This is a genomic window from Streptomyces sp. NPDC016640, assembly GCF_043076215.1.
Classification (GTDB): Bacteria; Actinomycetota; Actinomycetes; order Streptomycetales; family Streptomycetaceae; genus Streptomyces.
In genome coordinates, this window is sequence record NZ_JBIBRG010000001.1 from 60,098 (window position 1) to 82,522 (window position 22,425).

Here is a 22,425-nt window from a genome sequence, read left to right on the forward strand (position 1 = left end):
GCCGCGGTGTCGGGAGCGTGAGCGCGCGCAGGCCCCAGGGGCCGAGCACGCTCACGTTCCGGCACCGGCAAGGGCGTCCGGACGGCTAAACCAAAGAGGAGGCGCAGCGTGCGCTTCAGACACAGAGCCGCGGCAGGGTTCGCGACCCTGCTGCTCCCCTTCGCCGGCCTCGTCGGCCTCGCCAGTCCCGCCGAGGCCGCGGCCTCGGCGACCGCCACCTACGCCAAGACCCAGGACTGGGGTTCCGGCTTCGAGGGCAAGTGGACGGTGAAGAACACCGGCACCACGACCCTCAACTCCTGGACCGTCGAGTGGGACTTCCCCTCCGGAACCAAGGTCACCTCCGCCTGGGACGCCACGGTCACCGGCTCCGGCAACCACTGGACCGCCAAGAACCTCGGCTGGAACGGCACCCTCGCCCCCGGGGCGACGGTCTCCTTCGGCTTCAACGGCAGCGGCACCGGCTCCCCCACCGGCTGCAAGCTCAACGGCGGCAGCTGCGACGGCACCTCCGTCCCCGGTGACGCGGCCCCGTCCGCGCCCGGTACCCCGACCGCCTCGAACGTCACCGACACCTCGGTGAAGCTGTCCTGGTCGGCGGCGACCGACGACAAGGGCGTCAAGAACTACGACGTCCTGCGCGACGGCGCCAGGGTCTCCACCGTGACGGGCACCTCGTACACGGACTCGGGCCTCGGCAAGGGCACCGACTACTCGTACACCGTGCAGGCCCGCGACACCGCCGACCAGACCGGCCCGGTCAGCGGCGCGGTGAAGGTCCGCACCACCGGCAGCACCGAGGAACCGCCGCCCACCGGCGACAAGGTCAAGCTCGGCTACTTCACCGAGTGGGGCGTCTACGGCCGCAACTACCACGTCAAGAACCTGGTGACGTCCGGCTCGGCCGCCAAGATCACCCACATCAACTACTCGTTCGGCAACGTCAAGAACGGTCAGTGCACCGTCGACGACACCTTCGCCGCGTACGAGAAGGCCTACACCGCCGACCAGTCCGTCAGCGGCACCGCCGACACCTGGGACCAGCCGCTGCGCGGCAACTTCAACCAGCTGCGCCAGCTGAAGGCCAAGTACCCGCACATCAAGGTGCTGTACTCCTTCGGCGGCTGGACCTACTCGGGCGGCTTCGGCCAGGCCGCGGCCAACGCCGCCGCGTTCGCCAAGTCCTGCAAGTCGGTCGTGGAGGACCCGCGCTGGGCCGATGTCTTCGACGGCATCGACATCGACTGGGAGTACCCGAACGCCTGCGGCCTCACGTGCGACACCAGCGGTCCCGCGGCCTTCAAGACCCTGTCGCAGGCGCTGCGCGCCGAGTTCGGCCGCGACTACCTGGTCACCGCGGCCATCACCGCCGACGGCTCCTCCGGCGGCAAGATCGACGCGGCCGACTACGGCGGCGCCGCCCAGTACCTCGACTGGTACAACGTGATGACGTACGACTACTTCGGCGCCTTCGACGCGGACGGCCCGACCGCCCCGCACTCGCCGCTCACCTCGTACCCGGGCATCCCGCAGGCGGGCTTCAACTCGGCCGACGCGATCGCCAAGCTGAAGTCGAAGGGCGTCCCGGCCGCCAAGCTGCTGCTCGGCATCGGCTTCTACGGCCGCGGCTGGACCGGCGTCACCCAGTCCGCCCCCGGCGGCACGGCGACCGGACCGGCTCCGGGCACCTACGAGCCGGGCATCGAGGACTACAAGGTCCTGAAGAACTCCTGCCCGGCCAACGGCACCATCGCCGGCACGGCGTACGCGCACTGCGGCAGCAACTGGTGGTCCTACGACACCCCGGCCACCATCAACAGCAAGATGGCCTGGGCCAAGAGCCAGGGCCTCGGCGGCGCCTTCTTCTGGGACTTCAGCGGTGACACCACGAACGGTGAACTGGTGAGCGCCATCGACGGCGGACTGAAGTAGGGCTCGGCACACCGAGCGACGTTCACCCTCCCCCGACAGCTGCGCGACACCGTTGGCGAATCCCGGGGCTGAACGTGACGTCGGCCTTCACGACCCGTTGTGGCCGTTGTGGTCGTGAAGGCCGACGTCGTGTCGGGGGGTGTCGGTGTCGTTGCACGCAATGCGTGGTGGACCGACGCCCCAAGAGCCCGCACTCGCACATCTCACCTGGCATCCCTCCGGCCCGCCCGGCAAAACGCGGCAGGCCCGCGTCCACCGCGGAGTGGCCATCGGTCCCATGAGGTGCGAGTGGTGCGCCAGGAGTCTCCGGCCGCCGTCTCGTGCGCCGTCGGACCTGCGAGGGGTGTGACCGAGATACCCGCCGAGGGGGCAACGGGGTGATCTTGAAGCCCTGAGCGCCGGGCCCGTCCCGCATTCCAGAGGGACACCTACGCTGGTCTGCCGACGGCAGAACACCGGCCGGACCGGGCTCGACGATCACTACAGTCCAGTCTCATGACGACGATCACGACGCGTACGGTCCAGTACCCGGCCGACGGTTTGACGATGACCGGGCACCTCGCGCTCCCGGCCGGTGTCGACCGCCGGCCCGCGGTGCTGCTCGGCCCAGAGGGCATGGGGCTCAGCGACGTCGAACGCCGCCGGGCCGATGCTCTCGCCGAGCTGGGATACGTGGCGCTGGCCTTCGACCTTCACGGCGGGCGTTATCTGGGTGACCCCGAGGAGATGCTGGCCCGCTGCATGCCCCTGCTCGCCGATCCCGACCGGATGCGGCGCATCGGCCACGCGGCACTCGAGGAGTTGCGCACCGAGCCCCGGACCGACCCCGACCGGATCGCCGCCATCGGCTACGGCACCGGGGGCGCCATCGCGCTGGAACTCGGGCGCGACGGCGTCGACCTGCGCGCGATCGGGACAGTCAACGCCACTACCACGGGCCGACCGGGCGAGGCGGCGCGCATCCGCTGCCCGGTGTGGGCCGGGGTCGGATCGGAAGACCCGATCATGCCTCCCGCGCGACGAAACGCGTTCACCGCCGAGATGCAGGCCGCGGGCGTCGACTGGCGCCTCGCGATCTATGGCGGCGCCTTGCACGCCTTCCACCACCCGCCGGTCGACCACCCCGTGGTCCCCGGTGTCGGCTACCACCCACAGCACGCGCAGCGAGCCTGGCGCGACGTCGTCGGCCTGCTCGCCGAGTGCCTGCCCGTGACGGAGGACCTGGGGGCATGACGCAGGCAGGCATGGATCTGTAACGGGACACCGACGCCGAAGAGGTCCTCGCCGGAGCCGGATGGGCACCGCCCGTCTGCTGCATCGGCTCGATCGAGCCGACACCGCCGGGCGACGACCAGGGCCGACGTTGCCTGATCAGGAAATTCGCCAACGGTGTCGCTCCGCTGCCGGGGGCACCCCCACCCAGCGGGCCCCCGAACGCCGCTCTACGCGACGTTCACCCTCCCCCAACAGCTCCGCTGCCGGGGGCACCCCCACCCAGCGGGCCCCCGAACGCCGCTCTACGCGACGTTCACCCGCTGTCCCGGTGGGGCCGCCTCCAGCCATGCGAGGAAACCGGTCAGCGCGTCCTCGCTCATCGCGAGCTCCAGCCGCGTGCCCCGGTGCCGGCAGGCGAGGACCACGTAGTCCGTCAGCAGCGCCAGCTCCTCCTCGCCCTCGGGAAGGCGGCGGCCGGCCACCTCGATCGCGGAACGCTCCAGGGCACGGCGCGGGCGGGGGGCGTAGGAGAACACCCGGAACCACTCCACCCGGTCGCCGTTGTAGCGGGCCACACCGTAGGCCCAGCCCTTGCCCTGGGAATCACCCGACTCGGGGGCCTCCCAGCGCAGGCTGCAGTCGAACGTTCCGCCGGAGCGCTGGATGAGGCGACGGCGCAGGCCGAAGACGAAGAGCCCCGCCAGCACGAGCACCAGCACGATTCCGCACACAGTCAGAGCGAGGACCATCGGCACCGACCTCCTCGTCTCCTAGGTAACGGAACGGAAAAATCATCCAGATCTGCCTCAGCCGCGGTCGGCTCCGGATCTCTCCGGTGCCGGCCGCGGCTGAGTGACGTCATCTCACCGCTGTGGGATCAGCGCCCCGCCGTCGCCGCCCGCAGACGGACATCCGCACGACGCTGGGCCTCGGCGTCGTCCTCCGCCTTCGCGCGGGCCAGCTCCTGCTCCGCGCGCTGGACGTCGATCTCGTCCGACAGCTCGGCGATCTCGGCCAGCAGGGACAGCTTGTCGTCCGCGAACGAGATGAAACCGCCGTGCACCGCGGCGACGACCGTCCCGCCCTCGGGCGTACGGATGGTCACCGGGCCCGACTCCAGCACACCGAGCAGCGGCTGGTGACCGGGCATGACGCCGATGTCGCCGGACGTGGTGCGCGCGACGACCAGGGTGGCCTCGCCGGACCAGACCTCTCGGTCGGCCGCGACCAGCGCGACGTGCAGCTCAGCAGCCAAGGTGGCTCCTCGGGTCACCACCCGGCGGGTCTGCCGGGTGTTGGTTACAAGTCTAAGGGGCGTGGGAGAGGGGGCGGGACGCGCCCGCCCCCTCAGGTGTGAACCTCAGGGGTTCACGGTGAGCCTGGTGCTCAGGAGACGCCCAGCTCCTTGGCGTTGTTCTTCAGGTCCTCGATGCCACCGCACATGAAGAACGCCTGCTCCGGGAAGTGGTCGTACTCACCGTCGCAGATCGCGTTGAACGCGGCGATCGACTCGTCCAGCGGCACGTCCGAACCGTCCACGCCGGTGAACTGCTTGGCGACGTGGGTGTTCTGGGACAGGAAGCGCTCCACGCGACGGGCACGGTGGACGACGAGCTTGTCCTCCTCGCCGAGCTCGTCGATACCGAGGATCGCGATGATGTCCTGCAGGTCCTTGTACTTCTGCAGGATGTTCTTCACGCGCATCGCGGCCTGGTAGTGGTCCGCCGCGATGTACCGCGGGTCGAGGATGCGGGACGTGGAGTCCAGCGGGTCCACGGCCGGGTAGATGCCCTTCTCCGAGATCGGACGGGAGAGCACCGTCGTCGCGTCGAGGTGGGCGAAGGTGGTGGCCGGGGCCGGGTCGGTCAGGTCGTCCGCGGGGACGTAGATCGCCTGCATCGAGGTGATCGAGTGACCACGGGTCGAGGTGATGCGCTCCTGGAGGAGACCCATCTCGTCGGCCAGGTTCGGCTGGTAGCCCACCGCGGAGGGCATGCGGCCGAGCAGGGTCGACACCTCGGAACCGGCCTGGGTGAAGCGGAAGATGTTGTCGATGAAGAACAGCACGTCCTGCTTCTGCACATCGCGGAAGTACTCCGCCATGGTCAGACCGGCGAGGGCCACGCGCAGACGGGTGCCCGGGGGCTCGTCCATCTGGCCGAAGACCAGGGCGGTCTTGTCGATGACGCCCGACTCGCTCATCTCGTCGATGAGGTCGTTGCCCTCACGGGTGCGCTCACCGACACCGGCGAACACCGACACACCGTCGTGGTTGTTGGCGACGCGGTAGATCATCTCCTGGATGAGCACCGTCTTGCCGACGCCGGCACCGCCGAACAGACCGATCTTGCCGCCCTTGACGTACGGGGTCAGCAGGTCGATGACCTTGACGCCGGTCTCGAACATCTCGGTCTTCGACTCGAGCTCGTCGAAGTTCGGCGCCTTGCGGTGGATCGGCCAGCGCTCACCGGTGTAGGTCTCGTCGACGTTCAGCACCTCACCGAGGGTGTTGAACACCTTGCCCTTGGTGAAGTCGCCGACGGGGACGGAGATGGCGGAGCCCGTGTCGGTCACCACGGCCTGGCGGACCAGGCCGTCGGTGGGCTGCATGGAGATGGTGCGGACCAGGCCCTCGCCCAGGTGCTGGGCGACCTCCAGGGTCAGCGTCTTGAGCTCGCCCGCCTGCGCCGGGTCGGCGACCTCGACGTGGAGGGCGTTGTAGATCTCCGGCATCGCGTCGACGGGGAACTCCACGTCGACGACCGGGCCGATGACCCGGGCGACGCGGCCCGTAGCCGCCGCGGTCTCAACAGTGGTGGTCATTAGTTGTCACTCCCCGCGGTCGCGTCGGCCAGGGCACTGGCGCCACCGACGATCTCGCTGATTTCCTGGGTGATTTCGGCCTGGCGGGCCGCATTGGCAAGACGGGAGAGCGTGTGGATCAGCTCGCCCGCGTTGTCGGTGGCCGACTTCATCGCGCGCCGCGTGGCGGCGTGCTTCGAAGCGGCCGACTGGAGCAGCGCGTTGTAGATGCGGCTTTCGACGTAGCGCGGCAGCAGGGCGTCGAGGACGTCCTCCGCCGACGGCTCGAAGTCGTACAGCGGCAGGATCTCGCCCTTGGTGGACGTCTCCTCCGCGACCTCTTCGAGGCGCAGCGGAAGCATCCGGGAGTCGACCGCCGTCTGCGTCATCATCGACACGAACTCGGTGTAGACGATGTGGAGTTCGTCCACGCCGCCGTCCGCCGTCTCGCTCTGGATGGCCTCGATCAGCGGAGCCGCGACCTTCTTGGCGTCCGTGTACGAGGGCTCGTCGGTGAAGCCCGTGAACGACTCCGCGATCGTGCGCTCACGGAAGTTGTAGTGGGCGACACCACGACGGCCGACGATGTACGTGACGACCTGCTTGCCCTCGCGCTCGAGGCGCTCGGTCAGCTGCTCCGCCGCCTTGATGGCGTTGGAGTTGAAGGCGCCGGCCAGACCGCGGTCGCTCGTGAGGAGCAGGACCGCGGCACGGGCCGGGTTCTCCGCCTCCGTGGTCAGCGGGTGCTTGGTGTTCGAACCGGTACCGACCGCCGTGACCGCGCGGGTGAGCTCCCGCGCGTACGGCGTGGAGGCCGCCACCTTGCGCTGCGCCTTGACGACGCGCGAGGCGGCGATCATCTCCATCGCCTTGGTGATCTTCTTGGTCGCGGTGACGGATCGGATGCGACGCTTGTAGACCCGGAGCTGAGCTCCCATGAGTCAGGTCCCTTCCTTACGTCACTTGGCGGCGGACGGGGCGTCCTCGCCGAGCAGCTTGCCGTCGCTCGTCTCGAACTGCTTCTTGAAGTCCGCGATCGCCTCGGCCACGGCCTGCAGGGTGTCGTCGGACATCTTGCCGCCCTCACGGATGGAGGTCATGAGGCCCTGCTCCTTGCGGTGCAGGTACTCCAGCAGCTCCTTCTCGAAGCGGCGGACGTCGGCGACCGGCACCTCGTCCATCTTGCCGGTGGTGCCGGCCCAGACGGAGACGACCTGGTCCTCGGTGGACATCGGCTGGTACTGGTCCTGCTTCAGCAGCTCGACCATGCGCTGACCGCGCTCCAGCTGCGCCTTCGACGCGGCGTCCAGGTCGGAACCGAAGGCGGCGAACGCCTCCAGCTCGCGGAACTGGGCGAGGTCCACGCGCAGACGGCCGGAGACCTGCTTCATCGCCTTGTGCTGCGCGGAACCACCGACTCGGGAGACGGAGATACCGACGTTCAGCGCGGGGCGCTGACCGGCGTTGAACAGGTCCGACTCCAGGAAGCACTGGCCGTCGGTGATGGAGATGACGTTGGTCGGGATGAACGCCGAGACGTCGTTGGCCTTGGTCTCGACGATCGGCAGACCGGTCATCGAGCCCGCGCCCAGGTCGTCGGAGAGCTTGGCGCAGCGCTCCAGCAGACGCGAGTGCAGGTAGAAGACGTCACCCGGGTAGGCCTCGCGGCCCGGCGGGCGGCGCAGGAGCAGGGAGACGGCGCGGTAGGCGTCGGCCTGCTTCGACAGGTCGTCGAAGATGATCAGGACGTGCTTGCCCTCGTACATCCACTGCTGGCCGATGGCCGAGCCGGTGTACGGCGCCAGGTACTTGTAGCCGGCCGGGTCGGACGCCGGGGCGGCGACGATGGTCGTGTACTCCAGCGCGCCGTTCTCCTCCAGCGCGCGGCGGACCGACGCGATGGTGGAGCCCTTCTGGCCGATGGCGACGTAGATGCAGCGGACCTGCTTCTTCGGGTCGCCGGAGCGCCAGTTGTCACGCTGGTTGATGATCGTGTCGACGGCCAGGGCGGTCTTGCCGGTCTGGCGGTCGCCGATGATCAGCTGGCGCTGACCACGGCCGATCGGGGTCATGGCGTCGACGGCCTTGTAGCCCGTCTCCATCGGCTCGTGCACCGACTTGCGCTGCATGACCGTGGGGGCCTGCAGTTCGAGGGCGCGGCGGCCCTCGGTCTCGATCTCGCCGAGGCCGTCGATCGGGTTGCCGAGCGGGTCGACCACGCGGCCGAGGTAGCCCTCGCCGACGGCGACGGACAGCACCTCGCCGGTACGGGTGACCGGCTGGCCCTCCTCGATGCCGCTGAACTCACCGAGGACGACGCAACCGATCTCGCGCTCCTCGAGGTTGAGGGCGAGACCGAGGGTGCCGTCCTCGAACTTCAGCAGCTCGTTGGCCATGGCCGAGGGAAGGCCTTCGACCTTCGCGATGCCGTCGCCGGCAACGGTGACCGTACCGACCTCCTCGCGCGAGGCCGCGTCCGGCTTGTACGACTGGACAAAGTTCTCCAGCGCGTCCCGGATCTCCTCCGGCCGGATCGTGAGCTCCGCCATCTGAGTTCCCTGCTCTCCTTGTTGGGCCCGAAGTTTCACTTGGGGGGATCGGGGACTCCCCCCAATAAGAGGTGAATCCTCTGCACGGCCCAACCAGGGCCGTAAGTGCGTACTACTTATGTGAGATGTGCTGCTCAGCTCGCCAGCCGACGACTCGCGTCCTCGAGCCGGTCCGCGAGGGAGCCGTTGATGACCTCGTCACCGACCTGCACCCGGATCCCGCCGACGACCGCGGGGTCGACGTCGAGGTTGAGGTGCATCCGGCGGCCGTAGAGCTTCGCGAGGGCGTCGCCCAGGCGCTGCTTCTGCGGGTCGCTCAGCGGTACCGCGGAGGTGACCACGGCCACCATGCGGTCGCGGCGGTCCGCGGCGAGCCTGGACAGGGACTCCAGTCCCGACTCCAGGCTACGTCCCCGCGGCGCGGTCACAAGACGCGTGACCAGACGCCCGGTGGCCGCGTCCGCCCTGCCGCCGAGCAGGCTGCGCAGCAGCTCGCCCTTGGCGGAGGCGGTGGCGCTCCGGTCGGTCAGCGCGGCGCGCAGCTCGGTGTTCGAGGAGACGATCCGGCCGAACCGGAACAGCTCGTCCTCGACGTCGTCGAGCGCACCGGCCTTCTGGGCGGCGGCGAGGTCGGCCGTGGCGGCCAGCTCCTCGATCGCGTCCACCAGGTCGCGCGACTGCGACCAGCGGGAACGCACCATGCCGGACACCAGGTCGACGGCCGGGCCGCTGACCTGCGAGCCGAGGAGGCGCCGGGCCAGGTCGGCCTTGGCCTCACCGGCCTGCGCCGGGTCGGTGAGGACCCGACGCAGCGACACCTCGCGGTCGAGCAGCGCGGTGACGGCGGCCAGCTCGTCGGCGAGCGAGCCCGCGTCCACGGACGTGGAGTCCGTCAGCGCGTCGAGACGCTCGCGTGCGGCTGCCAGGGCCTCGCGGCTCGCTCCGTTCATCGCGTGGCCTCGGCCTTCTGGTCGAGCTCGTCGAGGAAGCGGTCGATCACGCGGCTCTGCCGGGCGTGGTCCTCGAGGGACTCGCCGACGAGCTTGCCGGCCAGGTCGGTGGCGAGCTTGCCCACGTCCTGACGCAGCGCGGACGAGGCGGCCTTGCGGTCGGCCTCGATCTGCGCGTGACCCGCGGCGACGATCTCCTCGCGCTGACGCTGGCCCTCGGCCCGCATTTCGGCGATGAGCGTGGCACCCTGCTCCTGCGCCTCCTGGCGCAGACGCGCGGCCTCGTGCCGGGCCTCGGCGAGCTGAGCCTTGTACTGCTCAAGGACGCTCTGGGCCTCGACCTTCATGGCCTCGGCCTCTTCGATACCGCCTTCGATCGCCGTGCGGCGCTCCTCCAGAACCTTGTTGATGTTCGGGAGCAGCTTCTTCCAGAAGAAGAAGAACACGATGGCGAAGGCGATGGTGCCGACGAGCAGCTCGGGGCCCGGAGGAATGAGCGGGTTCTGCTTTTCCTCGGCCGCCAGCTGTACCAGGTTGGCGATCACATCAGTGCCTTTCGTCGAAAGGTTTGGCTCGTCGGCGTTCGTCAGTTGTAGACGAACGGCATGACGATGCCGATGAGGGCGAGCGCCTCACAGAAGGCGAAGCCGAGGATCTGGTTGGCACGGATCAGGCCGGCGGCTTCGGGCTGGCGGGCGAGCGCCTGGGTGCCGTTACCGAAGATGATGCCGACGCCGACGCCGGGGCCGATGGCGGCGAGGCCGTAGCCGATGGAACCGATGTTGCCTTCGACGGCGGCGAGGGTCTCAAGGGCAGCCATGCTGATTCTTCCTTCTCTTTCATGGACCGGCGGGGGTTGGCCACCGGACGTTCACGGGGTCTGGGCCGGATCGCTCAGTGGTGCTCGGAGAGCGCGCCCTGGATGTACGAGCAGGCCAGCAGTACGAAGACGTACGCCTGGACGGCCTGCACGAAAAGTTCGAAGAGGATCATGACCATGGTCATGATGAAGGAGATGCCGGCTGCCGGGATCATCCAGCTGTTCAGCAGGTACCAGGAGGCGACGGTGAACATCACCAGCATCAGGTGGCCGGCGAACATGTTGGCGAAGAGTCGCACGGCGTGGGTGAACGGCCGGACCAGCAGGTTCGAGAAGAACTCGATGATCATGACGAGCGGCAGCACCGCGCCCAGCGACTTGTCGTAGCCCGTGACGTTCTTGAAGAAGCCGACGAAGCCGTGCCGCTTGAAGGTCAGCCCCACCCACACGACCCAGACGATCAGCGCGAGCACCATGGGGTACGCGATGATCGACGAGACGGGGAACTGGGCCAGCGGGATCACGGACCAGATGTTCATGATCCAGATGAAGAAGAACAGCGAGACCATGAAGGGGACGTACTTCTCGCCCTCCTTCTTGCCGAGGGTCTCGTAGACGATGCCACGGCGGACGAAGTCGTAGCCGGCCTCACCGACCATCTGGAGCTTGCCCGGCACCACCTTCGCCTTGCCGAAGGCCGCCCAGAAGAAGCCGATGACGAGGACGGTGGTGATGAGCGCGAGCAACATCACCTTGTTGAACTCGAACCCGCCCACCGTGGTGATCGGCTTGAAGAGGAACGAGTGCAGGCCCGGAGCCGGAAAGCCACACCCGTTGTCGGACATGATCCGACAGCTCCAGTCAAAGGCGAGCTGGGTCTGGTCAGCACTCACCGCGGGCTCCTTCGGCATGACGCATAGGTACGGCAACCTCGTTGTGTCGGCGCGGCACGCAGCCGCGGGTCGGCACCGGACAGGTGTTACGGATGTGGGGGCGGCTGGGGGGCATCAAGCCTCGCGAATGAGCAGGCGTCAGCTCGGATGCCCGCGCCCGCGATGCCGCAGTTGGCACCGGACGATAGCAGGATCCCTCTTGCCTCTTTATCCCGGGCCCACCCCTCACGACGAGTGCCCCGGCTTCCGGGGCTTCCCGCCCGCCGTCGACTCGGGCTCGACGTAGAGGATCTTGGCCTTCATGTGGGCACGCGTCTGCGCGGCGATCCAGGCGAGGGTGCCGGCGACCAGCGTGAACGCGAAGGCCTTGGGATGGAACAGCGTGGTGTCCCTGAACGCCGTCAGGAAGACGAACAGCAGCAGGATCTGCGCCGCGTACAGCATCAGCCCCATCATCTGGAACAGATGCGGAAGCGTTTTCGCGGTGCGCTGCAGGACGTACAGACCGATCCCCATGAAGAGGACCACCACCCCGGTCGCGACCACCGCGCCGATCGCCCCCTTGCCACCGGCGACCACCGCGCCGACGACGGCGGCCACCGCGCCGACGGCAGCCGTGGGCACGGCGGCCTGGGCCAGGATCCGGACGTCATTGGACGGCATGGCGGCAACTCCGCTTTTTCACAGGGGGCAGGGTGTCGTCATGGACGAGCGTAGACCCCCGGGCCGAGGGCGAATTCCTCGCGCCGTCGCACCGTCGCATTGCGGTGCGTCGGCTCTATCCGGGGTTCTCGTGAACGCTATCACAAACTATTTGATGCAGTCTTTACCTGATGGGTGTGCTGACTGTCACACATGAGAGTGAATCTGCGCGTCTGAGCGCGAACCCAACCTCTATGTCTGGTATTGGGGCGCTTCGCACCCCCAACGGGGACCCATCGGGGCACCACGACTTGGCAATGCTCTAGTCGGATTCTTACCTTGACCGTGCCGGCCGGTCGGCCAGGGATGTGCCGGAGCCCACGGCCGTCGCGCCGTTGGCACCGGAGACTCCGGCGGCGACCGGGGCACGCTCCTCGGGTGCCTCCTCACCGTCCGCGCGGGGCACGGGGTGGGCGGGGACCGACGCGTCCGGGACGGCCGCCGCCGCACGGCGCCGGTAGCGCGGCGGGACGAAGGCCTCCGCCCAGCGCGGGGCCCGCGGGGTGAAGCGGGGCAGCAGCAGGAGCACCAGGCCGATCGTGGAGAGGATGACCACGCTCAGCACGATCCACATCGAGGCCGAGTTCACCGAGTACGTCAGCGCGCCGAAGGCGATCAGCGCCGACCAGAAGTACATGATCAGCACGGCCCGGCTGTGCGAGTGGCCGATCTCCAGCAGCCGGTGGTGCAGATGGCCGCGGTCCGCCGCGAACGGCGACTGGCCGCGCCAGGTGCGGCGCACGATCGCCAGGATCAGGTCGGCCGCCGGCACCGCGATGATCGTCAGCGGCAGCAGCAGCGGGATGTAGACCGGCACCGTCTGGTGCACGGCCTCCTTCTCCGAACCGGCGAACAGCTTCAGCGCGTCCGGGTCGACCTGCCCCGTGACGGAGATCGCGCCGGCGGCCAGCACCAGGCCGATGAGCATCGACCCGGAGTCGCCCATGAAGATCCGCGCCGGGTGCATGTTGTGCGGCAGGAAGCCCAGGCACATGCCCATCAGGATCGCCGAGAACAGCGTCGCGGGAGCGGCGGCCTCGATGCCGTACGAGTACCAGATGCGGTAGGCGTACAGGAAGAACGCCGCCGCCGCGATGCACACCATGCCGGCCGCGAGGCCGTCCAGGCCGTCCACGAAGTTGACCGCGTTGATGGTGATGACGACCAGCGCCACCGTGAGCAGCGTGCCCTGCCACTGGGTGAGCGCGACGGAGCCGACGCCCGGGACGGGCAGCCACAGGATGGTCAGACCCTGCATGACCATCACACCGGCGGCGATCATCTGTCCGCCCAGCTTGATCAGCGCGTCGATCTCGAACTTGTCGTCCAGCACACCGATCAGCCAGATCAACGCCGCCCCGGAGAGCAGCGCCCGGGGCTCGTTGGACTTCTCGAAGAGCTGGCTGAGGTTGGTGAGGTGGTCGGCGGTCAGCAGGCCCGCGCACAGGCCGAAGAACATGGCGATACCGCCGAGCCGCGGAGTGGGTTCCCGGTGCACGTCACGCGCCCGGATCTCCGGCATCGCCCCGGCCACGATCGCGAACTTCCGTACCGGCCCGGTCAGCAGGTACGTCACCGCAGCCGTGATGCAGAGCGTCAGCAGGTATTCACGCACGGGCTTCCCCACAGGTCTCGCTGGCCATCACAGCCCCACACCCTAGCGAGGCGCGCATACGAGTGGGGACTTCCGGGTAGCGACGATGGTTGCACGCGCGGCTGTGCGCACGGCACACCTCCTCCGTTCCGCCCCGCTCTGTCGCGTTCTGTTCCGTTCCGCTCCGCTCAGCGGGGATACGGCGGGAACGCCGCGGTCAGTTCCCGCACGTCCTCCCGGGCCCGCGCGGTGTCGGTGCCGCCCCGCAGGACGCTCGCCAGCAGTCCCGCGACGAACGTCATCTCCCGCGTCCCCATGCCCTGCGTCGTCACCGCCGCCGTGCCCAGGCGCAGTCCGCGGTCGTCGGCGTGCGGAAGCGCGCAGCAGTCGAGGACGAGACCGGCCGCCGCGAGCCGGCCGCGGGCGGTGCGTCCGTCCACGCCGAGCGGGGCGGGGTCGGCGGTGATCAGGTGCGTGTCCGTGCCCCCGGTGGTGACGGCCAGCCCTTCGGCGGTCAGTGCGGCGGCCAGCGCCCGCGCGTTGGCGACCACCTGGTGCGCGTACGCGGCGAACGCCGGTGTCGCCGCCTCGCCGAACGCGACCGCCTTGGCGGCGATGGTGTGCATCTGGGCCCCGCCCTGGGTGAACGGGAACACGGCACGGTCGACGCGCTCGGCCAGCTCCTCGCCGCACAGGATCATCCCGCCGCGCGGGCCCCGCAGCACCTTGTGCGTCGTCGCGCACACGATGTCCGCGTACGGCACCGGACTGGGCGCCACTCCCCCGGCGACCAGGCCGATGGGATGCGCGGCGTCCGCGACGAGGAAGGCGCCCACCTCGTCGGCGACCTCGCGGAAGAAGGCGTAGTCGAGGTGGCGCGGGTAGGCGATGGAGCCGCAGACGATCGCCTTGGGGCGGTGGCCGCGGGCGAGGGCGCGGACCTGGTCGTGGTCGACGAGACCGGTCTCGGCGTCCACGCCGTAGCCGACGAAGTCGAACCAGCGGCCGGAGAAGTTGGCGGGCGAGCCGTGGGTGAGGTGGCCGCCGTGGGGCAGGCCGAGGGCGAGGACGGTGTCGCCGGGCCGCAGCAGGACGGCGTAGGCGGCGAGCACGGCGGAGGAGCCGGAATGCGCCTGCACATTGGCGTGGTCGGCGCCGAACAGGGCCGTGGCCCGCTCCACGGCGAGGCGTTCGGCGACGTCGACGATCTCGCAGCCGCCGTGGTGCCGGTGGCCCGGGTAGCCCTCGGCGTACTTGTTGGCCAGCGGTGAACCGAGAGCGGCCAGCACGGCCGGCGACATGAAGTTCTCGGCGGCGATCAGCTGGAGCGTGGTCGACTGCCGCTCGCGCTCCCCGAGCAGCACTTCGGCGAGTTCGGGGTCCTGCCGCCGCAGAACATCGGCTTCAAGGGCATGGCTGACCGTCATGGTGGTCTCCCGGACGTCGGCACTGACGTAGGCCCAATGTAGGCCCAACGCCCCGGGACCGCCCGAGTTCCCGCCCCTCGCCCGGCCGTGGTCACCCCAGCGGTCGCCTACGCCCGGGCGGGCACCCCGGTCAACACCGTCACCACGGGATCCAGCGCCTGGTGTATCTCGTCCCCGATGGACCGGAAGAACGTCAGCGGCGCCCCGTACGGGTCGTACACCTCGTCCGCCTCGGCCGTGGGCGCCAGCAGCCACCCCCGCAGCGCCGCGGCGGCCCGCACCAACGCCCGCGCCCGCATCACCAGCCCCTCGTCCAGCGGGGGCAGCGTCGCCGGGTCGATCGCGTTCACCAGCCGGGTGAACTCCTTCAGCGTGAACGTGCGCAGCCCGGCCGAGTGCCCCATGGAGATGACCTGCGCCCGGTGGTCCCGGGTCGCGGTCAGCACCAGGTCCGCGCGGATGACGTGCTCGTCCAGCAGCTCCCGTCCCACGAAGCCGGAGGCGTCCGCGCCGAAGTCCGCCAGCACGGTCTCCGCGTGGGCCTCCATGGACGCGCCCTCGTGCCCCCAGGTGCCCGCGCTCTCCACGATCAGCCCGCCGCCCAGGATGCCCAGCCGCTGGCTCACGAAATGCCGGGTCAGCCGCTCGGTGATGGGCGAGCGGCACACGTTTCCGGTACTGACGTGGAGGATGCGGAAGGTGTCGCGCGGAAACCCGAAGGTCGTGGTCACTTCCGCGCTTGATTCCCCGTTGCCTATGCCACGCCCCGCTCCAGGGGCCGTCAATTCGCCACCTCGAGGTCGGGTACGACCTTGCGCAGCTCGTCCGGCGAGATCGCCCCCTCGCGCAGCAGCACCGGAACGGGCCGCGTGACGTCGACGATCGAGGAGGGCACGTTGCCGGGCGTCGGACCGCCGTCCAGGTACACGGAGACGGAGTCGCCGAGCATCTCCTGCGCGGCGTCGCAGTCCTCCGGCGCCGGGTGACCGGTCAGGTTCGCGGACGACACGGCCATGGGACCGACCTCGGTGAGCAGCTCGATGGCGACCGGGTGCAGCGGCATCCGCACGGCGACCGTGCCCCGGGTGTCCCCGAGGTCCCACTGCAGGGACGGCTGGTGCCGGGCGACCAGCGTGAGCGCGCCCGGCCAGAAGGCGTCGACCAGTTCCCAGGCCAGCTCGGAGAAGTCGGTGACCAGGCCGTGCAGGGTGTTCGGGGAGCCGATGAGCACGGGCGTGGGCATGTTGCGGCCCCGGCCCTTGGCCTCCAGCAGGTCGGCGACGGCCTCCGCGGTGAACGCGTCGGCGCCGATGCCGTACACCGTGTCCGTGGGCAGCACCACGAGCTCGCCCCGGCGGACGGCGGAGGCGGCCTCACGCAGACCGGTCACGCGGTCGGTGGCGTCGTTGGTGTCGTATCGCCGAGCCATCTGGCGGGCCTCCTCGTACACGTGCTGCTGGGGGGTCGGGTGGTGCGTGGTGCTCACGGCAGCGCCTTGCGGGCGGTCGCGAAGCGGGGGCGGTTGTTCAGATCGGGGTGGTCGGCGGCGTCGGTCCAGCCGCGGTCCTCGGCGAAGATCCACGGCACCTGGCCGCCCTGGGTGTCGGCGTGCTCGACGACGACCACCCCGCCGGGGCGCAGCAGCCGGTGCGCGGTGCGCTCCAGGCCGCGGATCAGGTCGAGGCCGTCCTCGCCGGAGAACAGGGCCAGGTCGGGGTCGTAGTCGCGGGCCTCGGGGGCGACGTACTCCCACTCGGTGAGCGGGATGTACGGCGGGTTGGAGACGACCAGGTCGACCTGGCCGTCGAGGTCGGGGAAGGCCGTCAGGGCGTCCCCCTGGCGCAGTTCGACCCTGGACCCCTCCATGTTCCTGCGGGTCCACCGCAGGGCGTCCTCGGACAGCTCCACGGCGTACACGCGCGAGCGCGGCACCTCCTGGGCGAGGGCGAGGGCGATGGCGCCCGAGCCGGTGCACAGGTCGACGATGCACGGCTCGACGACGTCCATGGCGCGGACGGCGTCTATGGCCCAGCCGACCACCGACTCGGTCTCCGGACGCGGCACGAACACCCCGGGTCCGACCTGGAGCTCCAGGTAGCGGAAGTAGGCGTGTCCGGTGATGTGCTGGAGCGGTTCGCGGGCCTCGCGGCGGGCGATGACCTCCCAGTACCGGGCGTCGAAGTCGGAGTCCTTCACGGAGTGCAGCGCGCCGCGCTTGACGCCGTGCACGAACGCGGCGAGTTCCTCCGCGTCGGTGCGCGGCGAGGGCACGCCGGCGTCGGCGAGCCGCTGGGTGGCCTGGGCCACCTCGGCGAGCAGCAGGTTCACGCTGGTCCTCCGGGCTGGGTACGGGGGTTACGCGGCGGCGAGCTTGGCGGCCGAGTCCGCGTCGACACAGGCCTGGATCACCGCGGTGAGGTCGCCGTCCAGGACCTGGTCCAGGTTGTACGCCTTGAAGCCGACGCGGTGGTCCGAGATGCGGTTCTCGGGGAAGTTGTACGTGCGGATCTTCTCGGAGCGGTCGACGGTGCGGACCTGGCTGCGACGGGCGTCGGCGGCCTCCTTCTCCGCCTCCTCCTGCGCCTTGGCGAGCAGCCTGGAGCGCAGGATACGCAGTGCCTGCTCCTTGTTCTGCAGCTGGCTCTTCTCGTTCTGGCAGGAGGCGACGACTCCGGTCGGGATGTGCGTGATGCGCACGGCGGAGTCGGTGGTGTTGACCGACTGCCCGCCGGGACCGGAGGACCGGTAGACGTCGATGCGCAGGTCGTTGGGGTTGACCTCGACGTCGACCTCCTCCGCCTCGGGGGTCACCAGGACGCCCGCCGCGGAGGTGTGGATACGGCCCTGGGACTCGGTGGCCGGCACGCGCTGCACGCGGTGCACGCCGCCCTCGTACTTCAGCCGGGCCCACACGCCCTGGCCGGGTCCGGTCTGCCCGCGGGTCTTCACGGCGACCTGGACGTCCTTGTAGCCGCCCAGCTCGGACTCGGTGGCGTCGATGATCTCGGTCTTCCAGCCGACGCGCTCGGCGTAGCGCAGGTACATGCGCAGCAGGTCGCCGGCGAACAGGGCGGACTCGTCGCCGCCCGCGCCCGCCTTGATCTCGAGGATGACGTCCTTGTCGTCGCTGGGGTCGCGCGGGACCAGCAGCAGGCGCAGCTTCTCGGTGAGCTCCTCGCGCTGCCGCTCCAGGTCCTTGACCTCGGCGGCGAAGTCCGGGTCGTCGGCGGCCAGTTCGCGGGCGGTCCCGATGTCGTCGCCCGTCTGCCTCCAGGAGCGGTACGTGGCGACGATCGGGGTGAGCTCGGCGTAGCGCTTGTTCAGCTTGCGCGCGTTCGCCTGGTCGGCGTGGACCGACGGGTCGGCGAGCTTCTCCTCCAGAACGGCGTGCTCGGCGACGAGTTCCTCGACGGCCTCGAACATGTGGGCTCCTGCTGGTACGTGGGTGAAGGGCGGGCGACCAAAAACGCCGGTCCCGGCCTGCCCCCGGGCGAGGGCGCGGCCGTGGACCGGCGAATGAGGGCTCGCTACTTCTTGGAGCCGGCGGCCTTGCCGAAGCGGGCCTCGAAGCGGGCCACACGGCCACCGGTGTCGAGGATCTTCTGCTTGCCCGTGTAGAACGGGTGGCACTCGGAGCAGACCTCGGCGCGGATGGCACCGCTGGAGATCGTGCTGCGGGTGGTGAACGACGCGCCGCAGGTGCAGCTGACCTGCGTGTCGACGTACTCGGGGTGGATCTCGCGCTTCAAGGTGTCTCCTAGGTTTCGGGAGGGCGCCGGGTCGCCCGTCGCGGGATGCGGGAGCGTGAACCGGAGCCGACGTACCAGTCTGCCAGGACTGGTGCCATCCCCCAAAACCGGGGGCGAGGGCGGGGTATTCCCCGCGGGCCGGCCGCGCCGGCGCGGCGAAACGGCGCACCGCTACGGTCCCGCGCCCCTAGGCGGCGTCGACCACGTCCTTCGCTTCGCCGGTGGCCGTCCCCTCGGTGGCCGCCGCCGGGATCGTCCGGTCGTTCCTCAGCGCGTCCCACACCTGCCGGGCCCTGGTCTCCTCGACCAGGACGCGGTTGGCGTCGGCCGGGTCGTAGATCACCGGCATGGTGACCATGCGCACGCCGGCGGGCTCGATGCCCTTGAGGCCGCCGGCGAAGGACATCAGGGCGTTCACCGAACCCAGGCCGGAGTCGGTGGTGACGGCCCTGGTGGCGCTGTCGGCGAGGTCGTAGAGCTTCGTGGGGCTGGTGAGGACGCCGACGTCCCTGACCTGCTGGACCAGGGCCTTGACGAAGGCCTGCTGGAGCTGGATGCGGCCGAGGTCGGAGCCGTCGCCGACGCCGTGCCGGGTGCGGACCAGGCCGAGGGCCTGCTCGCCGTCGAGCCGGTGGGTGCCGGCCGGGAGGTCGAGGTGGCTCTCGGCGTCCTCGATGTCCTCGGTGATGGTGATCTCGACGCCGCCGAGCTCGTCGATGAGCTGCTGGAAGCCGGCGAAGTCGATCTCCAGGTAGTGGTCCATGCGCAGATCGGTGATCGACTCGACGGTCTTCACCGCGCAGGCCGCTCCGCCCGTGGAGTAGGCGGAGTTGAACATCACGTCGCTCGCGGCGGGGTGGGTGCCGCCCTCGGAGTCGGTGCATGCGGGACGGTCGATGAGGGTGTCGCGCGGCAGGGAGACCACGCTCGCCTTCCGGTGGCCCTCGTGGACGTGCACGATCATCGCGGTGTCGGAGCGGGCGCTGCCGTCGTCGTCGCCGCCGCCGAGCTCCTTGTTGTCACCGGCGCGGGTGTCGGAGCCGAGGACGAGGATGTTCTCGGAGCCGTTGTCCGCCTTCTCGGGCCGGTCGGTGCCGAGGGCCTGGTCGATGTCGACGCTCTCGATGTTGCCGCTGAGCTCGAGGTACAGGTACCCGGCGCCCGTGCCGCCGAGGACGACGATGCCCGCCGCGGTCCAGGCCACGATCTTCATGCCCCTGTGCCGCTTGTCGTGGGTCGTACGGCGGCGCCCCCTGCTCCGGTGGCGCGGCTCCGCTGTGTTCTCGGCAGCCATCCGCTCCTCAGCTCGTCTCCGGTCGGTTACCCCCTGCGCGCGGCGCCAACCGGGCATGTCACGGCCCTGTACGACGCCGTCGTCCGGCCGGACGGCGGGACGGCGGGACGCGGCACAGGGTTGCACGGCGCCCTGTGCCGGGCCTGTGCGCGAAGGGGAGTCAAGCGTTCCGGACGGGAGCGGTGAAGCCCGGCCGACCTGCGCGTTCCGCCACGGAGGCGATACCGCCCGGCCGCCGCGCCGACGCGCGTCCCTGTGGTGAGGACCTCGCCGCAGGAATGCGCGAAGGGCCGCTTCCGGTGCGGAAGCGGCCCTTCGGCGGAAGGCGGGGCGTCAGTCGCCGTTGCCCGGCGTCGGCGTCGTCTTCTGGATCTGCATCAGGAACTCGGCGTTCGACTTGGTCTGCTTCATCTTGTCGAGGAGCAGTTCGATCGCCTGCTGCGAGTCGAGCGCGTGCAGCACCCGGCGCAGCTTCCAGACGATGGCCAGCTCGTCGCTGCCGAGCAGGATCTCCTCCTTGCGGGTACCGGACGCGTCCACGTCCACCGCGGGGAAGATCCGCTTGTCGGCGAGCTTCCGGTCGAGCTTGAGCTCCATGTTGCCGGTGCCCTTGAACTCCTCGAAGATCACCTCGTCCATGCGGGACCCGGTGTCCACCAGGGCGGTGGCGAGGATGGTCAGCGAGCCGCCGTCCTCGATGTTGCGGGCCGCACCGAAGAAGCGCTTCGGCGGGTACAGGGCGGTCGAGTCGACACCACCGGACAGGATGCGGCCGGAGGCCGGGGCGGCGAGGTTGTACGCACGGCCCAGACGGGTGATCGAGTCGAGCAGCACGACGACGTCGTGACCCAGCTCCACCAGGCGCTTGGCGCGCTCGATGGCGAGCTCGGCGACCGTGGTGTGGTCCTCGGCCGGGCGGTCGAAGGTCGAGGAGATGACCTCGCCCTTGACCGACCGCTGCATGTCGGTGACCTCTTCCGGACGCTCGTCGACGAGGACGACCATCAGGTGGCACTCGGGGTTGTTGTGGGTGATCGCGTTGGCGACCGCCTGCATGATCATGGTCTTGCCGGTCTTCGGCGGGGCCACGATCAGACCGCGCTGGCCCTTGCCGATCGGCGACACGAGGTCGATGATCCGGGTGGTCAGCACGCCCGGGTCCGTCTCCAGGCGGAGGCGGTCCTGCGGGTACAGCGGGGTGAGCTTGTTGAACTCCGGCCGTCCCCGGCCGTGTTCGGGCGCCATGCCGTTGACGGAGTCCAGGCGGACCAGCGCGTTGAACTTCTCCCGCCGCTCGCCCTCCTTGGGCTGGCGCACCGCGCCGGTGACGTGGTCGCCCTTGCGCAGGCCGTTCTTGCGGACCTGGGCGAGGGAGACGTACACGTCGTTCGGGCCCGGCAGGTAGCCGGAGGTACGGATGAACGCGTAGTTGTCGAGGATGTCCAGGATGCCCGCGACCGGGATCAGGACGTCGTCCTCGGTGACCTGCGGCTCGGAGGCCATCTCGTCACGGCCACGGCGGCCACGGCGGTCGCGGTAGCGGCCGCGACGGCCACGGCGGCCACTGCCGTCGTCGTCGTAACCGTCGTCCTGACGGCCTCCGCCGCCCTGCTGGTTCTGCTGGCGGCCCTGGCCGCCACCCTGCTGGTTCTGCTGGTCGTCGCCCTTGTTGCGCCGGTCGGCGCGGTCACCGCGGTCACCACGGTCCGCGCGGTCACCACGGTCCGCGCGGTCGCCACGGTCCGCGCGGTCGCCACGGTCCGCGCGGTCACCACGGTCCGTGCGGTCACCACGGTCCGCGCGGTCACCACGGTCCGTGCGGTCACCACGGTCGCCACGGTCCGCGCGGTCGCGGCCGCGCTCACGGCGGTCGCGGCGGCGGCCCTCGCCGTCGTGGTCGGACTTGGTCTCGCCCTGCTGCGTCTGCTGCTGGGCCGGGGCCTCGGCCTCGTTCTTCGCCTCCGCGGTGATCGTCTCGGTCGCGGCGGCCGGGGCACCGGCCTCGGCGGTGGCGCGACGGCGGCGGCGCTCGGCGGGGGCCTCGGCGGCCGGCTCGGCCGCGGCCTTCGGGGAGGGCTGGCCCGGGATGTCGATCTGCTGCTGGGCCGCGGCCTTGCCGGCGGGGGCCTGCTCGTCCTTGACGTCGGCCTTCTCGGCGGCCTCGCCGGTGCGGCTCCGGGAGGTGGCGCGGCGCTTGGGCTTGGTCTCGGTGGCGGACTCGGCCTTGGCCGGGGCGGTGCCCCCGGCGGCCTGCGCCTCCTTGATGACCTCGATCAGCTGGCTCTTGCGCATCCGCGCGGTGCCCCTGATTCCGAGGCCGGATGCGACCTGTTGCAGCTCGGCCAGCACCATGCCCTCGAGGCCGGTACCGCGGCGCCGCCGGGAGCCGGCACCGGTGGCAGGCGCGGAAGCGTCCGTGGCGGGCGCGGCAGCGGTCTCCTCGACACGTGCGCCCATCAGATCGGTGGTGTCGCTCACGAAGGGTCCTTCCCTGGAGC

General features: G+C 70.1%; 21 protein-coding genes. 2 read left to right on the plus strand and 19 right to left on the minus strand.

Annotated elements, in window-relative coordinates; translation table 11 throughout:
• Positions 1 to 108 precede the first annotated feature (108 nt).
• Together ACF07S_RS00285 and ACF07S_RS00290 are read left to right on the plus strand one after the other, a co-directional pair.
• Entirely contained in the window at positions 109 to 1,932 is a 1,824-nt protein-coding gene (locus tag ACF07S_RS00285) for a glycosyl hydrolase family 18 protein (protein ID WP_391961301.1), read from the plus strand.
• A gap of 495 nt (positions 1,933 to 2,427) precedes the next feature.
• Positions 2,428 to 3,165 (plus strand): dienelactone hydrolase family protein, encoded by a 738-nt coding sequence (locus ACF07S_RS00290; protein WP_391973084.1) that lies wholly within the window; start codon positions 2,428 to 2,430, stop codon positions 3,163 to 3,165.
• Positions 3,166 to 3,449: 284 nt separating this feature from the next.
• On the opposite strand, the gene ACF07S_RS00295 is transcribed toward ACF07S_RS00290, so the two are convergent.
• The 19 genes from ACF07S_RS00295 to rho form a co-directional block, all read right to left on the minus strand.
• Positions 3,450 to 3,896 carry a DUF2550 domain-containing protein gene (locus ACF07S_RS00295; protein WP_391973085.1) on the minus strand — a complete coding sequence of 149 codons (447 nt, stop codon included), beginning with the start codon at positions 3,894 to 3,896 and terminating at the stop codon, positions 3,450 to 3,452.
• A 128-nt stretch (positions 3,897 to 4,024) separates the two neighbouring features.
• The gene (locus ACF07S_RS00300) at positions 4,025 to 4,402 is read right to left on the minus strand and encodes a F0F1 ATP synthase subunit epsilon (RefSeq protein ID WP_391961304.1); all 378 of its coding nucleotides are present in this window, start codon (positions 4,400 to 4,402) and stop codon (positions 4,025 to 4,027) included.
• Between the two features lie 131 nt (positions 4,403 to 4,533).
• On the minus strand, positions 4,534 to 5,970 hold the full coding sequence (gene atpD, locus ACF07S_RS00305; protein WP_391961305.1) for a F0F1 ATP synthase subunit beta: 1,437 nt from the start codon (positions 5,968 to 5,970) through the stop codon (positions 4,534 to 4,536).
• Complete coding sequence (locus tag ACF07S_RS00310; protein ID WP_391973086.1) at positions 5,970 to 6,887, minus strand: F0F1 ATP synthase subunit gamma; 918 nt, start codon at positions 6,885 to 6,887, stop codon at positions 5,970 to 5,972. Before ACF07S_RS00310 ends, atpD begins: the two co-directional genes overlap by 1 nt.
• Positions 6,888 to 6,908: 21 nt before the next feature.
• The gene (gene atpA / locus ACF07S_RS00315; protein ID WP_391973087.1) at positions 6,909 to 8,498 is read right to left on the minus strand and encodes a F0F1 ATP synthase subunit alpha; all 1,590 of its coding nucleotides are present in this window, start codon (positions 8,496 to 8,498) and stop codon (positions 6,909 to 6,911) included.
• 134 nt (positions 8,499 to 8,632) lie between these two features.
• Positions 8,633 to 9,448, minus strand: coding sequence for a F0F1 ATP synthase subunit delta (locus ACF07S_RS00320; RefSeq protein ID WP_391961308.1), 816 nt, complete (start codon positions 9,446 to 9,448; stop codon positions 8,633 to 8,635).
• Entirely contained in the window at positions 9,445 to 9,993 is a 549-nt protein-coding gene (locus ACF07S_RS00325; RefSeq protein ID WP_391973088.1) for a F0F1 ATP synthase subunit B, read from the minus strand. Before ACF07S_RS00325 ends, ACF07S_RS00320 begins: the two co-directional genes overlap by 4 nt.
• A 41-nt stretch (positions 9,994 to 10,034) precedes the next feature.
• Complete coding sequence (atpE, locus tag ACF07S_RS00330; RefSeq protein ID WP_143636214.1) at positions 10,035 to 10,268, minus strand: ATP synthase F0 subunit C; 234 nt, start codon at positions 10,266 to 10,268, stop codon at positions 10,035 to 10,037.
• A gap of 74 nt (positions 10,269 to 10,342) precedes the next feature.
• Positions 10,343 to 11,113 carry a F0F1 ATP synthase subunit A gene (gene atpB, locus ACF07S_RS00335; RefSeq protein ID WP_391973321.1) on the minus strand — a complete coding sequence of 257 codons (771 nt, stop codon included), beginning with the start codon at positions 11,111 to 11,113 and terminating at the stop codon, positions 10,343 to 10,345.
• 273 nt (positions 11,114 to 11,386) lie between these two features.
• Complete coding sequence (locus ACF07S_RS00340; protein ID WP_391961310.1) at positions 11,387 to 11,824, minus strand: hypothetical protein; 438 nt, start codon at positions 11,822 to 11,824, stop codon at positions 11,387 to 11,389.
• A 313-nt stretch (positions 11,825 to 12,137) separates the two neighbouring features.
• Entirely contained in the window at positions 12,138 to 13,478 is a 1,341-nt protein-coding gene (locus ACF07S_RS00345) for an MraY family glycosyltransferase (protein ID WP_391973089.1), read from the minus strand.
• 167 nt (positions 13,479 to 13,645) lie between these two features.
• The gene (gene glyA, locus ACF07S_RS00350) at positions 13,646 to 14,884 is read right to left on the minus strand and encodes a serine hydroxymethyltransferase (RefSeq protein ID WP_391973090.1); all 1,239 of its coding nucleotides are present in this window, start codon (positions 14,882 to 14,884) and stop codon (positions 13,646 to 13,648) included.
• Between the two features lie 107 nt (positions 14,885 to 14,991).
• Positions 14,992 to 15,669 (minus strand): protein-tyrosine-phosphatase, encoded by a 678-nt coding sequence (locus ACF07S_RS00355; protein ID WP_391961313.1) that lies wholly within the window; start codon positions 15,667 to 15,669, stop codon positions 14,992 to 14,994.
• Positions 15,666 to 16,313 carry an L-threonylcarbamoyladenylate synthase gene (locus ACF07S_RS00360; protein WP_391961860.1) on the minus strand — a complete coding sequence of 216 codons (648 nt, stop codon included), beginning with the start codon at positions 16,311 to 16,313 and terminating at the stop codon, positions 15,666 to 15,668. The genes ACF07S_RS00355 and ACF07S_RS00360 overlap by 4 nt, the downstream gene beginning before the upstream one ends.
• Positions 16,314 to 16,366: 53 nt before the next feature.
• Positions 16,367 to 17,212, minus strand: coding sequence for a peptide chain release factor N(5)-glutamine methyltransferase (gene prmC / locus ACF07S_RS00365; RefSeq protein ID WP_391961314.1), 846 nt, complete (start codon positions 17,210 to 17,212; stop codon positions 16,367 to 16,369).
• Positions 17,213 to 17,239: 27 nt separating this feature from the next.
• Positions 17,240 to 18,307 carry a peptide chain release factor 1 gene (gene prfA / locus ACF07S_RS00370; RefSeq protein WP_391961315.1) on the minus strand — a complete coding sequence of 356 codons (1,068 nt, stop codon included), beginning with the start codon at positions 18,305 to 18,307 and terminating at the stop codon, positions 17,240 to 17,242.
• Between the two features lie 104 nt (positions 18,308 to 18,411).
• Entirely contained in the window at positions 18,412 to 18,633 is a 222-nt protein-coding gene (rpmE, locus tag ACF07S_RS00375) for a 50S ribosomal protein L31 (protein ID WP_391961316.1), read from the minus strand.
• 187 nt (positions 18,634 to 18,820) lie between these two features.
• A complete protein-coding gene (locus ACF07S_RS00380; RefSeq protein WP_391973091.1) occupies positions 18,821 to 19,927 on the minus strand; it encodes an LCP family protein in 1,107 nt (368 codons plus the stop codon).
• Between the two features lie 333 nt (positions 19,928 to 20,260).
• The gene (gene rho / locus ACF07S_RS00385; protein WP_391973092.1) at positions 20,261 to 22,405 is read right to left on the minus strand and encodes a transcription termination factor Rho; all 2,145 of its coding nucleotides are present in this window, start codon (positions 22,403 to 22,405) and stop codon (positions 20,261 to 20,263) included.
• Positions 22,406 to 22,425 lie beyond the last annotated feature (20 nt).

Coding starts and splice junctions, on each gene's coding strand:
- glyA (WP_391973090.1), bottom strand. CDS start 14,884: ATGACGGTCAGCCATGCCCTTGAAGCCGATGTTCTGCGGCGGCAGGAC.
- ACF07S_RS00295 (WP_391973085.1), bottom strand. CDS start 3,896: ATGGTCCTCGCTCTGACTGTGTGCGGAATCGTGCTGGTGCTCGTGCTG.
- ACF07S_RS00320 (WP_391961308.1), bottom strand. CDS start 9,448: ATGAACGGAGCGAGCCGCGAGGCCCTGGCAGCCGCACGCGAGCGTCTC.
- ACF07S_RS00310 (WP_391973086.1), bottom strand. CDS start 6,887: ATGGGAGCTCAGCTCCGGGTCTACAAGCGTCGCATCCGATCCGTCACC.
- ACF07S_RS00380 (WP_391973091.1), bottom strand. CDS start 19,927: ATGGCTGCCGAGAACACAGCGGAGCCGCGCCACCGGAGCAGGGGGCGC.
- ACF07S_RS00360 (WP_391961860.1), bottom strand. CDS start 16,313: ATGGCTCGGCGATACGACACCAACGACGCCACCGACCGCGTGACCGGT.
- atpA (WP_391973087.1), bottom strand. CDS start 8,498: ATGGCGGAGCTCACGATCCGGCCGGAGGAGATCCGGGACGCGCTGGAG.
- ACF07S_RS00340 (WP_391961310.1), bottom strand. CDS start 11,824: ATGCCGTCCAATGACGTCCGGATCCTGGCCCAGGCCGCCGTGCCCACG.
- atpD (WP_391961305.1), bottom strand. CDS start 5,970: ATGACCACCACTGTTGAGACCGCGGCGGCTACGGGCCGCGTCGCCCGG.
- prfA (WP_391961315.1), bottom strand. CDS start 18,307: ATGTTCGAGGCCGTCGAGGAACTCGTCGCCGAGCACGCCGTTCTGGAG.
- atpB (WP_391973321.1), bottom strand. CDS start 11,113: ATGTCCGACAACGGGTGTGGCTTTCCGGCTCCGGGCCTGCACTCGTTC.
- ACF07S_RS00290 (WP_391973084.1), top strand. CDS start 2,428: ATGACGACGATCACGACGCGTACGGTCCAGTACCCGGCCGACGGTTTG.
- atpE (WP_143636214.1), bottom strand. CDS start 10,268: ATGGCTGCCCTTGAGACCCTCGCCGCCGTCGAAGGCAACATCGGTTCC.